The 13,664-nt window shown below is 68.5% G+C and carries 13 protein-coding genes; 6 read left to right on the forward strand and 7 right to left on the reverse strand.

What is annotated here, in order from left to right:
* Window positions 1-32: 32 nt before the first annotated feature.
* Complete coding sequence (locus A5696_RS21965; RefSeq protein WP_067883096.1) at window positions 33-3,029, forward strand: UPF0182 family protein; 2,997 nt, start codon at window positions 33-35, stop codon at window positions 3,027-3,029.
* 95 nt (window positions 3,030-3,124) lie between these two features.
* On the opposite strand, the gene A5696_RS21970 is transcribed toward A5696_RS21965, so the two are convergent.
* Together A5696_RS21970 and A5696_RS21975 are read right to left on the reverse strand one after the other, a co-directional pair.
* Window positions 3,125-4,150: a TIGR03617 family F420-dependent LLM class oxidoreductase gene (locus A5696_RS21970; RefSeq protein ID WP_067883097.1), complete on the reverse strand. Its 1,026-nt coding sequence runs from the start codon at window positions 4,148-4,150 to the stop codon at window positions 3,125-3,127.
* 24 nt (window positions 4,151-4,174) lie between these two features.
* On the reverse strand, window positions 4,175-5,149 hold the full coding sequence (locus A5696_RS21975) for a GlxA family transcriptional regulator (protein WP_197517050.1): 975 nt from the start codon (window positions 5,147-5,149) through the stop codon (window positions 4,175-4,177).
* A gap of 79 nt (window positions 5,150-5,228) precedes the next feature.
* Here A5696_RS21975 and A5696_RS21980 point away from each other — a divergent pair, with 79 nt between their 5' ends.
* The 4 genes from A5696_RS21980 to A5696_RS21995 all read left to right on the forward strand — a co-directional run bounded on the left by A5696_RS21980 (window position 5,229) and on the right by A5696_RS21995 (window position 8,263).
* The gene (locus A5696_RS21980; RefSeq protein ID WP_067883098.1) at window positions 5,229-5,879 is read left to right on the forward strand and encodes an HD domain-containing protein; all 651 of its coding nucleotides are present in this window, start codon (window positions 5,229-5,231) and stop codon (window positions 5,877-5,879) included.
* A gap of 369 nt (window positions 5,880-6,248) precedes the next feature.
* Window positions 6,249-6,899, forward strand: a complete 651-nt coding sequence (locus A5696_RS21985) for an HD domain-containing protein (RefSeq protein ID WP_067883157.1) — start codon at window positions 6,249-6,251, stop codon at window positions 6,897-6,899.
* 17 nt (window positions 6,900-6,916) lie between these two features.
* Window positions 6,917-7,621 carry a nitroreductase family protein gene (locus A5696_RS21990; RefSeq protein ID WP_067883158.1) on the forward strand — a complete coding sequence of 235 codons (705 nt, stop codon included), beginning with the start codon at window positions 6,917-6,919 and terminating at the stop codon, window positions 7,619-7,621.
* Window positions 7,622-7,726: 105 nt separating this feature from the next.
* Window positions 7,727-8,263, forward strand: a complete 537-nt coding sequence (locus A5696_RS21995) for a cupin domain-containing protein (protein ID WP_067883099.1) — start codon at window positions 7,727-7,729, stop codon at window positions 8,261-8,263.
* On the opposite strand, the gene A5696_RS22000 is transcribed toward A5696_RS21995, so the two are convergent.
* Window positions 8,255-8,821, reverse strand: a complete 567-nt coding sequence (locus A5696_RS22000) for a carboxymuconolactone decarboxylase family protein (RefSeq protein WP_067883100.1) — start codon at window positions 8,819-8,821, stop codon at window positions 8,255-8,257. The two genes, A5696_RS21995 and A5696_RS22000, sit on opposite strands and share 9 nt — an antisense overlap.
* 90 nt (window positions 8,822-8,911) lie before the next feature.
* Between A5696_RS22000 and A5696_RS22005 the strand changes: the two genes are divergently transcribed.
* Window positions 8,912-9,226: a helix-turn-helix domain-containing protein gene (locus A5696_RS22005; RefSeq protein ID WP_231964550.1), complete on the forward strand. Its 315-nt coding sequence runs from the start codon at window positions 8,912-8,914 to the stop codon at window positions 9,224-9,226.
* On the opposite strand, the gene A5696_RS22010 is transcribed toward A5696_RS22005, so the two are convergent.
* From A5696_RS22010 to A5696_RS22025, 4 genes are all read right to left on the reverse strand, one after another.
* Window positions 9,223-10,002 (reverse strand): IclR family transcriptional regulator, encoded by a 780-nt coding sequence (locus A5696_RS22010; RefSeq protein ID WP_067883101.1) that lies wholly within the window; start codon window positions 10,000-10,002, stop codon window positions 9,223-9,225. The two genes, A5696_RS22005 and A5696_RS22010, sit on opposite strands and share 4 nt — an antisense overlap.
* A gap of 91 nt (window positions 10,003-10,093) precedes the next feature.
* Window positions 10,094-11,860 carry a glyoxylate carboligase gene (gene gcl, locus A5696_RS22015; RefSeq protein WP_067883102.1) on the reverse strand — a complete coding sequence of 589 codons (1,767 nt, stop codon included), beginning with the start codon at window positions 11,858-11,860 and terminating at the stop codon, window positions 10,094-10,096.
* Window positions 11,861-11,864: 4 nt separating this feature from the next.
* A complete protein-coding gene (locus A5696_RS22020) occupies window positions 11,865-12,749 on the reverse strand; it encodes a 2-hydroxy-3-oxopropionate reductase (RefSeq protein WP_067883103.1) in 885 nt (294 codons plus the stop codon).
* Complete coding sequence (locus A5696_RS22025; RefSeq protein ID WP_067883160.1) at window positions 12,746-13,603, reverse strand: hydroxypyruvate isomerase family protein; 858 nt, start codon at window positions 13,601-13,603, stop codon at window positions 12,746-12,748. Before A5696_RS22025 ends, A5696_RS22020 begins: the two co-directional genes overlap by 4 nt.
* Window positions 13,604-13,664: the final 61 nt, after the last annotated feature.

Raw genomic sequence — 13,664 nt, forward strand, 5'->3', positions numbered from 1 at the left:
AGCCCGGCCAGATCGATCAGGGAGCGTAGCCAGTGGGGATGCGGCCCACCGCACGGATGCCGAAGCTGACTCGGCGCAGCCGGATTCTGATCCTGATCGCACTGGGTGTGATCGTTTTGCTGCTCGCCGGCCCACGCCTGATCGACGCCTACGTCGACTGGCTGTGGTTCGGTGAGCTCGGCTATCGCGCGGTGTTCACCACGGTGCTGGTCACCCGCATCGTGGTCTTTCTGGTCGCCGGCCTGCTGGTCGGCGGCATCGTGTTCGCCGGGCTCGCCGTGGCCTACCGCACCCGGCCCGTGTTCGTCCCCAGCAACAACAACGATCCCGTGGCGCGGTATCGCGCCGTCGTGGTGTCGCGGCTGCGGGTGGTGGGCATCGGAATCCCGGTCGCGGTCGGCCTGCTGGCCGGCATCATCGCGCAGAGCTATTGGGTGCGGGTCCAGCTGTTCCTGCATGGCGGGACCTTCGGTATCAGGGACCCCCAGTTCGGCAAGGACCTCGGCTTCTACGCGTTCGAGCTCCCGTTCTACCGGCTGCTGCTCAGCTACATGTTCGTGGCGGTGTTTCTGGCGTTCCTCGCGAACCTGCTGTCGCACTACATCTTCGGCGGCATCCGGCTGTCCGGCCGCACCGGCGCGCTGAGCCGCTCGGCGCGCATCCAGCTGGTGACCCTGGTCGGAATCCTGGTGCTGCTCAAGGCCGTCGCTTATTGGCTGGACCGCTACGAGCTGTTGTCGCACACCCGCGGCGGCAAGCCGTTCACCGGCGCCGGGTACACCGACATCAACGCGGTGCTGCCGGCGAAGCTGATCCTGATGGCGATCGCGGTGATCTGCGCCGCCGCGGTGTTCTCCGCGATCACCCTGCGCGACTTGCGGATTCCGGCCATCGGCCTGGTGCTGTTGCTGCTGTCGTCACTGATCGTGGGCGCCGGGTGGCCGTTGATCGTCGAGCAGATCAGCGTCAGGCCCAACGCGGCGCAGAAGGAAAGCGAATACATCAGCCGCAGCATCGCCGCGACGCGGCAGGCCTACGGCCTGACGTCCGACCAGGTGAGCTACCGCAACTACACCGGCGACGGGCAGGCCACCGCCCAGCAGGTCGCCGCCGACCGGGCCACCACCTCCAACATCCGGCTGCTGGACCCCACGATCGTGAGCCCGGCGTTCACGCAGTTCCAGCAGGGCAAGAACTTCTACTACTTCCCCGACCAGCTGTCCATCGACCGCTACCTGGATCGCAACGGCGCGCTGCGCGACTATGTCGTCGCCGCAAGGGAACTCAACCCCGACCGGCTGATCGACAATCAGCGGGACTGGATCAACCGGCACACCGTCTACACCCACGGCAACGGTTTCATCGCGTCGCCGGCCAACACGGTGCGCGGAATCGCCAACGACCCCAACCAGAACGGCGGCTACCCCGAATTCCTCGCCAACGTCGTCGGCGCCAACGGCAGCATCGTGTCCGACGGGCCGGCGCAGCTGGACCAGCCGCGCATCTATTACGGGCCCGTCATCTCCAACACCTCCGCCGACTACGCGATCGTCGGGCGCAACGGCAACGACCGCGAATACGACTACGAAACCAGCACCGAGACCAAGAACTACACCTACACCGGGCTCGGGGGCGTCCCGGTCGGCGACTGGTTGTCCCGCAGCGTCTTCGCCGCCAAGTTCGCCGAGCGAAACTTCTTGTTCTCCAACGTGATCGGCGCAAACAGCAAGATCCTGTTCAACCGTGATCCCGCGCGGCGGGTGGAGGCGGTGGCGCCGTGGCTGACGACCGACAGCTCGGTGTACCCGGCGATCGTCAACAAGCGGCTGGTGTGGATCATCGACGGCTACACCACGCTGGACAACTACCCGTATTCCGAATTGACCTCCCTGGAATCGGCCACCGCCGACTCCACCGAGGTGGCGTTCAACCGGCTGGCGCCCGACAAGCAGGTGTCCTACATCCGAAACTCGGTGAAGGCCACCGTGGATGCCTACGACGGCACCGTCACGCTCTACCAGCAGGACGAGCAGGATCCGGTGCTGAAGGCCTGGATGCAGGTGTTCCCCGGCACTGTCAAGCCCAAGAGCGACATCACCCCCGAGCTCGCCGAGCATCTGCGCTACCCCGAAGACCTGTTCAAGGTGCAGCGGATGCTGCTGGCCAAGTACCACGTCAACGACCCGGTGACCTTCTTCTCCACGTCGGACTTCTGGGACGTGCCGCTGGATCCCAACCCCACCGCCAGCAGCTATCAGCCGCCCTACTACATCGTCGCGAAAAACATTGCGAAGAACGACAATTCGGCGTCATACCAGTTGATCAGCGCGATGAACAGGTTCAAGCGCGACTATCTGGCGGCCTACATCAGCGCCAGTTCGGACCCGGCGACGTACGGCAGGATCACCGTGCTGACCATCCCGGGTCAGGTCAACGGCCCGAAGCTGGCCAACAACGCGATCACCACCGACCCGGCGGTGTCCCAGGACCTGGGCGTGATCGGGCGCGACAACCAGAACCGGATCCGGTGGGGCAACCTGCTCACCCTGCCGGTGGGCCAGGGCGGCCTGCTCTACGTCGAACCCGTCTACGCCTCGCCGGGGGCCAGCGACGCCGCGTCGTCGTACCCGCGGCTGATCCGGGTGGCCATGATGTACAACGACAAGATCGGTTACGGCCCCACGGTGGGCGACGCCCTCAACGGGCTGTTCGGACCCGGCGCCGGCGCGACCGCGACGGGGATCCAGCCCACCGAGCCGGGCGCGGCGCCGGTCCCGCCGGCCAGCCCGCCCAGCCCCGGCGCCCCACCGGCGCCCGCCGCCCCACCGGGGCCGCCGCCGCCGGCCGCGGTGCCGCCGTCCCCGGACGGGTCGGTGACGTTGTCGGCGGCCAAGGCCGCCGCCCTGCAGGACATCCAGGCGGCGATCGGCGCGGCGAAAGACGCCCAGAAAAAGGGCGACTTCGCCGCCTACGGCGCGGCGCTGCAGCGACTCGACGACGCCATCAACAAGTACAACGCCGCCAAGTAACAACGCCGCGAAGTAACTGCTGAGCTGCCGCGAGCGTGCGGGTCTGTACGGCGACACGCCGTAAACCGCGGCATTCTGCGCACCTTCGCGCAGCGCTACGTGGCTTGCAGCCGGCGGGCGATTTCGCCGTAGCGCCCGAAGCGCTCGGGGTCGCCCAGCGCGCCAAAAGCGTTGTAGAACACCAGCCGCGTCGCGATCCCGGCGTACTTCGCCCTCAGCGCGTCGGCCAACCCGTCCCACGTCGACTCGGTGGCGAACGCGGCGATGTGCTCGTCGGTGATCTGGGCCGCCATCCCGGCGAAGTCGCCGGCCTTCTGCTTCTCCCGGATGCGTGCGGTCGTCCCCTCGAAACCCGCCTGGTCCCAGATGAACGCGTAGTTGGGTGTGCTGCCGTAGAACGACATGCTGGCACGCACCGACTCCCGCTCGGCGGCGCGCTCCTCGTCGGTGTCGCCGACGATCGTCATCACCGGCACGGTCATCGCGATGTCCGACGGCGAGCGGCCCGTCTTCGCCGCCCCCTCCGCGACGTTGGGCACCACGTGCCGTCTCAGGTAGCCGGGCTCGCCGAGCGGGTGCACATGCACGCCGTCGGCCACCTCGCCGGCCATCCGCAGCATCCACGGATTCACCGCCGCCACATCGACTTTCGGGTCGGGCGCGTCGATCGGTCCGGCGCTCCACTGCGGGGTGATGAAGTCGAGGTTGTAGAACTCACCGCGGTGCTCGAGCTTGCCCGTCCGGAACGCGGCGAAGCACGACTTGACGGCGAGCACGTAGTCGCGCAGTCGCGGACCCGGCCGCTCGAAGGCCATCCCGTAGCGCCGCACCACGTGGGTGCGCACCTGCGTGCCGAGGCCGAGCCGGAACTTCCCGCCGGTCGCCTCCTGCAGTTCCCAGGCGGCGGCGGCCGTGACGAACGGGCTGCGCGGGAAGGCCACCGCGACCCCGGTGGACAGCTCCAGGCCGGGCGCGGCCTGCGACGCGACGGCGGCGTTGAGGTAGGGCGTGCGCCCGGTCTCGGTCAGCAGCAGTCCCGAGAAACCCGCGGCTTGGGTCCGGCGGGCCAGGTCACCGATCTTGTCCAGCGGTTGCGGGACCGCCATCACGTCGACGCGCATGGCGGAACACTATGCCCCGCCGATTCAGCCGCGGGACGCGGTGCGGAATCTGTCCCGATAGGCCTTCGGCGAGACGCCGAGATGGTCGACGAACACGCGCCGCAGGGTTTCGGGGCTGCCGAACCCGGCCATGCGCGCCGTGTCGGCGACGGTGCGGCCGGCGTCGAGCGCGGCGCGGGCGGCGTCGATGCGCACCATTTCGACGTAGCGGGCCGGCGTCGTGCCGAGCTCGGACTGGAACAGCCGGGTCAGCTGCCGTGTGCTCAAGGAGGCCTGCGCGGCAAGCGTTTTCACGCTGTGGTCGGCCGCCGGGTCGGCCGAGATCGCCGCGGTGACCTTGCGCAGCGGGGACTGTGGCGGGGGCTCGGCCTCGACCAGCGTCGAGAATTGCGACTGACCGCCCGCGCGCTTGAGATAAACGACCAGCCACCGGGCCACGTCGCGGACCAGCTCCGTGCCGTGATCCATTTCGACGAGCGCCAGCGCCAGGTCGATGCCCGACGACACCCCGGCCGAGGTGAAGACGTCGCCGTCGCGGACGAAAAGCGCGTCCGGCTCGACGGCGACGTCGGGAAAGGCCCGGGCGAACAACCGGGCTTCGTGCCAATGCGTGGTGGCGCGCCGGCCGTTGAGCAGGCCGGCCTGCGCGAGGATGAACGACCCCGTGCAGATCGACGCCAGGCGCCGTGTGCGCTGTGCGGCCGACTTGACCGCGTCGACAAGCGCGGGATCGATCGCCCGCCGAGGCAGGTTGTCGCTCCCGGCGACCATGATGATGTCCGCCGACTCGATCGACGAAAGCGCGTCCGTGACGCCCAACCGGGTGCCGATCGAGGTCGTGACATCGTGGCCGTCCACCGACGCGATCTTCAGCTCGTAGTCGGCGCCGAAGCGGTTGGCCTCCGCGAAGACCTCGCCGGCTCCCGCGACGTCCAGCATCGTCACGTCGTCGAAGACGACGATCACCACGATCCGCGACCGCACGCCGGCTTGCGCCACGGCCTCATTGTCGCAATCTGGGGTAAAGACGGCTCAATCGCCATGGGTGGACCGGGCCTCGCACCAGCATACTGGCTGCATGATTACTCAGCCGACGGAAACCATCGCCGACGTCGTCGTACCGAACACCCCGCTGGTGCGGGAGATCACCGAGTACATCCGCGACGCAGAGAACGATCTGCTCTTCGACCATTCCCGCCGGGTGTTCCTGTTCGGAGCGCTGCAGGGCCGCCGCCGCGGGCTGCAACCGGACCTGGAGCTCCTCTACGCAGGGGCGATGTTTCACGACATCGGCCTCACCGAGCGCTACCGCACGTCCGCCCGGCGCTTCGAGGTGGACGGCGCCAACGCGGCGCGCGATTTCCTGCTGCAGCGCGGCGTCGACGAAGCCGACGCCCACAAGGTGTGGCTGGGCATCGCCCTGCACACGACGCCCGGCATACCCGAGTTCCTCGAACCCGAAATCGCCTTGGTCACAGCGGGTGTCGAGACGGACGTCCTGGGCATCGGCCGCGAGGACCTCTCGCCCGAAGCCCTCGCCGCCGTTACCGCCGCCCATCCCCGGCCGGACTTCAAGCGGCGAATCCTCGCCGCCTTCAACGACGGCATGAAGCACCGCCCGCACAGCACGTTCGGCACGGTCAACGCCGATGTGTTGGCGCACTTCGACCCGAAGTTCGTGCGCGACAACTTCGTCGACATCATCCTGGGCAACACCTGGCCCGAATAGGCGCCACTTCTCATTCCTGGACCACGTACTGTCCGCCGCGGAGACCGAGCCGGTAGTGATCCAGAAATTCCTGCGGATGATGAACATGGTCAGCCATCGCGCCGAGCTGTTCCATCCGTCCACGATGCTGCAGATGATCGCCAGACCCCGAAAGCGCATGTACGCAACGAGATAAGGACACCCGGGGCCGCGGCCATTTGTCGGGCGTGTCGGGCCATCGGTGACCCCTACGCCGAACCGCTGTTGCGCGCCACCGCGGGTCGAGTCCCCGACGCGTGTCGGATTCTGTGGGAAAGACGGCCCGAGCGGCACCGGTGCATGGCCACGCGGCGCCGGAAGATGGACATAGTCCACGAAGGAGAAGCGATCATGGCAATCCAGTCCATCGAGACCATAGCCGGCATCGTCATCCCCGACACGGCACTCGTCCGGGACGCGACCGACTTCATCCGCGGCGCCGAGGACGACGTGCTGTTCCACCATTCCCGGCGGGTCTTTCTGTTCGGCGCGCTGCACGGGCTCCGGGTCGGCCTGGCGCCGGACCCGGAACTGCTCTACGTCGCGGCGATGTTCCACGACCTGGGCCTCACCGCGCGCTACCGGACGTCGACCCAGCGCTTCGAGATGGACGGCGCCGACGCGGCGCGCGAGTTCCTGCTCGAGCACGGCGTCGGACAGGCGGACGCCGACAAGGTGTGGCTCGGCATCGCCCTGCACTCGACGCCCGAGGTTCCCGCGCGCCTCGACCCCGAAACCGCCTTGCTGGCAGCCGGTGTCAAGACCGACGTGGTCGGCGTCGGCCTCGAGGCCCTGGACCCGGAAGCGGTCGACGCGGTGACCGCCGCCCACCCGCGTCCCGACTTCAAGAACCGCATCCTGGCGGCCTTCAACGAAGGCATGAAGCATCGCCCCGACACGACTTTCGGGACGATGAACGCCGACGTGCTGGTGCACTTCGACCCCACGTTCAAACCGGGAAACATGGTCGACTTCATTCTCGGCAGCAACTGGCCCGAATAATGGAAGGGAGCGGGCAAATGGAGATCCATGAGGCGCTGTACACCACCAGGATGATGCGGCGGTTACGGCCGGACCCGGTCCCGCTGGACGTGCAGGCCCGCATCCTCGATGCGGCCGTCCGGGCACCCAACGGCGGCAACACCCAACGCTGGCACTTCGTGGCCGTCGACGATCCACAACTCATCCACCAGTTCGGCGAACTGTTCCGGCAGGCCCGCGCCCTCGAGTACGAGAAGTTCCAGACGGGGCAGGGACCGATGGTCGTGCCGGGACCCGGTGCCGACCTGGCGGCGCACGCCGAAACGATGCGCCGGATCAAGGGCTCGGGGAACTATCTGGCCGACCACTTCGACGAAGTTCCCCTGCTGCTCTTCGTGTTCGCGATCGACGACCTCGGCGGCGCCAACATCTACCCCGCGATCTGGAGCATCCTGCTCGCCGCCCGGGCCGAGGGCGTCGGCGGCGTCATGACGATGGTGCTCAACAACTTCCGGGACAAGGTGAACGAGATGCTGGGCGTGCCCGTCGAGGAGGGCTGGAAGATGTCGGCCATGCTGACCCTCGGCTACCCGCTGGGCAAGTGGGGCGTGGCGGCCAATCGTCGCCCCGTGCAAGAGGTTTCGTCCCGCAACCGCTGGGATGCCCCGTTCGGCGTCGAGGTATCGGAGCCGCTGTGGCCGCCTCAAGAGGTCCCGACGACCGGATTGGCCGCGGTCGGCTAGCGGTGCGGCGAACCATTCCGTCGCCTGGACCGTGACGGGGCGCGAAACAAGAGGCGTGGCCGCACAAGTCGGAAGCCGGTATAACAGGTCCGGGAGGTGGGTCAGATGGCCGGTGCGGGTGAATTCGGGGTCACGGTCGTGCAGCCGGGCGAAGGGGATTACGTGGCCCTGCCCGGTTTCGGTGCGGTGTTCAAGCTGTCCGGCAAGACCAACGCGGGCGAGGTCTCCATCGTCGAGCACCCGTTCGAGGTCGGCCTGCTGACCGCGGCGCACCGGCACACCCGCGAAGACGAGCACTCGATCGTGTTGGCGGGCGAGATCGGTTTCCGCTCCGACGACAGCGAAGTGGTCCTCGGCCCGGGCGGCTACATCACCAAGCCGCGCGGGCAGATGCACGCGATGTGGAACGCCGGCGGCGAGCCCGGCCGCATCATCGAGATCATCACCCCCGGCGGATTCGAGAACTACTTCCGCGAGCTGGGTGAGCTGCTCATCGAGCACGCGAATGACCCGGTCGGCAAGGTCCTGCACGAGCTGCCCGAATTCGGCGAGCTGGCGGACAAATACGGGCTGACCTACGGGTCGCCGGACTGGATGGATGACGTCGCGCGGCGATACGGGCTGAACCCGCCCTCACACTGAGGGGAAACGCGGCGCCCACGGTTCGGCCGCGACGCCGGCGACGCCGATGAGGTAGGCGATGGTGTGATACCAGCCGGCCGTGGCGGTCAGTTCGAGGATCTGTCGGTCGTCGAAGTCGGCGCGCAGGTCGCCGAACAGCTGGTCGGAGATGGCGCTGGTGTGGTGCAGATCATCGGCGAGGCGGATGATGTTGCGCTGCTGGGCATTCCAACAGGCGTCGTCCGGTCCGCCGTGCACGGTGGAAAACAGCTGCTCGTCGGTCAGGCCGAGCGGCTTACCGAAGGCGGCGGCGTGGACGCCCCATTCGTACTCGGCGCCACAGAGCGCACACGTCCGCGCGATCAGTACCTCGCGCGTCCGCGGCGCCACAACGCGGCTGCCCAGGATGCCCGCGCCCAGCGGACGCATCCGCGCCGCGAGCTCCTCGTGAACCGCCAGGGTGCGAAACAACGCCAGCGGCGCCACCGCCGAACCGGGCGGCATCCACTTGGCGAGAAACCGCTCGATGTCGGGCTCGTAGGGAGGCTCCAACGGAGCGATCCGGACTCGACGCGACACGACCCACCTCCGCGCTCTGATTATCGAAGCACCACGATAGCGCTCCGGAAATCAGAGCGCAAGAGGGCCGGGGAAGCTACGCTGCTGGGCGTGTCCGAAAGCTCGAAGGAACCGATCATGGCCCTGCTGGACTTGCTGGGGCGCCGGTGGGCGATGCGGGTCATCTGGGAATTGCGCGCCGACGAACTGACGTTTCGCCAACTCCAGCAACGCTGTGGCGGCGTGTCGGCCAGCGCGCTCAACAGCAGGCTGCGCGAGCTGCGTGACGCGGGCATCGTCGGCAAAGGCTCCGACGGCTACCGGCTCTCCGACGAGGGCCGCAGCTTGTTGGCGGCCTATGAGCCGCTGGGCAGGTGGGCCAAGCGGTGGGCCCGGCGCCAGGCCGGTGCGGCTCGCGGCGGCTAGCCTGCCGCCTCCTTGTCGAACTCCGAGGCGATGTCGCGGGCGACCCGCTTGAGCAGCGGGGTGACCTCGGTGGCCGACTTCAGCGTGACCCGGGCCGCGGGACCCGAGATCGAGATCGCCGTCAGTGACGGTGCGTCGGGCACCGGCACCGCGAAGCAGCGCACCCCGACCTCCTGCTCGCCCTCGTCGACGGCGTAGCCCCGCGAGCGGCACAGCTCGATGTCGGCGAGCAGCTCCTCGGGGGTCGTGTGCGAGTTCTCGGTCGGCGCGGGCATCCCGGTCCGCGACACCAGGGCGCGCACCGCGTCGTTGGGCAGCTGCATCAGCAGCGCCTTGCCCACGCCGGTGCAATGCGGGTAGACGCGGCGGCCGACCTCGGTGAACATCCGCATCGAGTGCGGCGAGGGCACCTGGGCCACGTACACGGCCATGTCGTTGTCCATCAGCGCCATGTTCGCCGTCTCGCCGGTGCGCTCCACCAATTCGACCAGATGCGGCCGCGACCAGGTGCCGACCAGTTGCGCCGCGCTCTCGCCGAGACGGATCAACCTGGGCCCCAACGAATAATGCCGGTTGGGCAGCTGCCGCAGGTAACCCATGCCCAGCAGGGTGCGCGCGAGGCGGTGGATCGTCGGCGCCGGCAGGTCGGCGCGCGCCGCCAGGTCGCCGAGCGCGCCCGTCCCGCCCATGGTCGCCAGGATCTCCAGCAGCTCGAATGCCCGCTCGACCGACTGAACGCCGCCCGTGCTCGGGCTTCCGTGGGTCCCGCGAGCCATCACCGCTTCCGATCCAGCCCCGAGGGCCCGTCATCCCGCCTGCGCTTTTTCGTATCACGAAATTGACGCCGGCAGCAAGCGGCCCGGCCGGTCAGTCGGAGGGCAGCGTCGCGAGCTCGTTGTATTCGGTGACGTTGTCGATCTCGGTGCCCATCGCGATGTTGGTGACCCGTTCCAGGAAGACCTCCACCACGACGGGAACCTTGTGTTCGCGCGCCAGTTGTTGTGCCCGGCCCAGCGCCGGACCGATGTCGGACGGCTCGGTGACCTGAATGGCCTTGCAGCCCAGTCCTTCCACCACACTCCGATGGTCGACGCCGTATCCCTTGGGCAGGTCGGCGTCGCCGGATTCCTGGGCGTTGATGTTGTCGAAGGCCAGCGAGACGCAGTAGTCCATGTCGAAGTTCAGCTGGGCCTGCCGGATGAGCCCGAGGTAGGAGTTGTTCACCACGACGTGCACGTAGGGCAGGTTGAATTGCGCGCCGACGGCGAGTTCTTCGATGAGGAATTGGAAGTCGTAGTCGCCCGACAAGCCGACCACCGTGGCGGTGGGGTCGGCGGTGACCACGCCCAGGGCGGCGGGCACCGTCCAGCCGAGCGGCCCGGCCTGGCCGCAGTTGATCCAGTGGCGGGGCTCGAACACGTTCAGAAACTGGCCGCCGGCGATCTGCGAGAGCCCAATCGCGGTGACGTAGCGGGCATTGCGCCCGAAGGCGCGGTTCATTTCCTCGTAGACGCGTTGCGGCTTGATCGGCACGTCGTCGAAGTGGGTCTTGCGGTGCAGCGTCTTCTTGCGAAGCTGGCAAGCCCGGACCCAGTCGCTCCAGTCCGGCAGCGTTCCCGCAGCGGCGCGCGCCGTCCCGAGTGCCACCAGTAGCTCCAGCGCGGCCCTCGCGTCGGACACGATGCCGAGGTCCGGCGCGAACACGCGGCCGATCTGGGTGGGCTCGATGTCGATGTGCACGAACCGACGGCCGCGGCGGTAGGTGTCGAGCCCGCCGGTGTGGCGGTTGGCCCAACGGTTTCCGATCCCGAACACGAAATCGGATTCGAGCATGGTGGCATTGCCGTAGCGATGCGCGGTCTGCAGGCCGACCATCCCGGCGGCCAGCGGATGGTCGTCGGGAATCGCGCCCCACCCCATCAGCGTCGGCACCACGGGGATGTTCAGCACCTCGGCCAGCTCGACGAGCAGGTCGCAAGCGTCGGCGTTGATGATGCCGCCACCGGCGACGATGAGTGGCCGCTGCGCCGTCTGCAGCATGTCGAGCGCCTTGTTGATCTGCGCCGGGCCCGCGGCGGGTTTGTAGACCGGCAGCGGGGCGTAAGCCATTGGGTCGAAGTCGATCTCGGCCAGCTGAACGTCGATGGGCAGGTCGATCAGCACGGGTCCCGGCCGCCCGGAGCGCATCAGGTGAAACGCCTGGGCGAACGCGCCGGGCACCTGCCCGGGCTCCAGCACCGTCATCGCCATCTTGGTCACCGGCGCCGCTATCGCCGCGATGTCGACGGCCTGGAAGTCCTCCTTGTGCAGCCTGTTCACCGGCGCCTGCCCGGTGATCGCCAGGATCGGAATGGAATCCGCGCTGGCCGAATACAATCCGGTGATCATGTCGGTGCCGGCCGGGCCGGAGGTGCCGACGCAGACCCCGATGTTGCCGGGCGCTGCCCGGGTATAGCCCTCGGCCATGTGGCTGGCGGCCTCGACGTGGCGGGCCAGCACGTGCCTGATCCCGCCGTGGGCACGCATCGCCGAGTAGAACGGGTTGATCGCCGCCCCGGGCAGGCCGAAAGCCTGTGTGGCGCCCTCGATTTCCAGAATCCTGACGGCCGCGTCGACCGTGCGCATCCGCGTCATCGCGCTAGCTTTCCCCGCGGCCCGAAAGCCGCTCGACGCCCAGCAGCAGGCCGGAGTGGTCGAGGGCCCCGTCGCCGTTGGCGAGCGCGGACGCCATCAGTTGCGCGACCACGGCGCCCAGCGGGATGACGACGTCGGCCTCGCGGGCCGCGCTGGTCACGATCCCCATGTCCTTGTGGTGCAGCTCGATCCGGAAGCCGGGGTCGAAGTCGCGGGCCAGCATCTTCGCGGCCTTCTGATCCAGCACCGCCGAGCCGGCCAGACCGCCGCCCAGCACCGTGACCGCCGCGTCCAGGTCCACCCCGTAGGCCCGCAGGAACGTGATCGCCTCGGCGAGCAGTTCGATGTTGCCCGCCACGATCAGTTGATTGGCGGCCTTGACGGTCTGTCCCGCCCCGTTCGGGCCGACGTGGACGATCGTCTTGCCGACCACCTCCAAAACCGGCTTGGCTTCGGCGAAATCGCGCTCGGTGCCCCCGACCATGATCGACAGCGACGCGTTCTTGGCGCCGGCCTCCCCGCCGGAGACCGGGGCGTCGACGAGGCGCAAGCCCCGGCGGGTCGCCTCGCGCGCCAGCTCACCGGTGACGTCGGGGCGGATCGAGGAGAAGTCGATCACCAAGGTCTCGGGCTGGGCGTGCGCGAAAACGCCGCCGTCCGAGGCCAATACGTCGTGCACGTCGGGGGAGTCCGGGACCATGACGGCCACCACGTCGGCATCCTTGACCGCCTCCTCGATCGACGCGGCCGCCACCCCGCCCGCCTCGACCAGCGCGGCGGTGCGCTCGGGCGAGCGGTTGTAGCCGACGACGGTGTGCCCGGCCCGAGCCAGGTGGCATGCCATGGGGCTGCCCATGATGCCCAGGCCGATGAAAGCGATGGTGCTCATTGACTCCTCGTTTCGACAAGTGCCGCAAGGGATTCGATGTTGACGCCGCCGCGGCCCCGCTCGGCCGCCGGCAGCCAGTCGAAGGTGTCGGGGCGGCTGGGCTTGTATTCCAAACCGATGTACCCGCCGTACCCGTGGTCGAGCAGGATCCCAAGATCACTGGCGAGCACGATCTCGCCGGTCCCCGGCTCCCCGCGACCCGGAGCGTCCGCGATCTGGACGTGACCCACCCGGTCGGCATGCGCATGCAGCGCGGCGGCCACGTCGTCGCCGTTGACGTGCAGGTGGTAGAGATCGGCCAGCAGCCGCAGGTTGTCGTACCCCGACCGGCTGCGCACCCGGTCGATGACCCGGATGGCATCCGCCGCGGTCCTGATCGGGTAGCGGGGCGCGCCGCTGACCGGCTCGATCAGCACCGTCGCGCCGATGCGCTGGGCGGCCTGGGCGGCGTAGGCGAGGTTCTCGGCCGCCACGTCGTCCTGGGCCGCCGGCGCCTGGCCCTCGATCCGGTTGCCGTAGAGCGCATTGAAGGCCTTGGCGCCCAGCGTCTTTGCGATGTCGACCGCGACGTCGACGCTGTCCCGGAAGGCGGTGACCGACCCGGGGTCGGACAGGATGCCCCGGTCGCCGCCGGCCATATCTCCCGCCGCGAAGTTCAGACCGCTCAGCTGGACTCCGGCGTTCCCGATGGCGCGAACGAACGTGTCCACGTCACCGTCCGGCGGTGCGGGCTCGGCGAAGGGCCACCAGAACTCCACCGCCTCGAAGCCCGCCTCCCGGGCCGCGGCCGGCCGCTTGAGCAGGGGCAGCTCGGTGAACAGGATCGAACAGTTCACCGTGTAGGTCACAGACACCGCGCCGTCCTTCCGCAATACGAAATAAAGTATTCAAATTACGGAATCAGTGAAGGCGCTG

Origin of the sequence: Mycobacterium sp. E2699 (assembly GCF_001666745.1) — a bacterium.
Taxonomy (GTDB): Bacteria; Actinomycetota; Actinomycetes; order Mycobacteriales; family Mycobacteriaceae; genus Mycobacterium.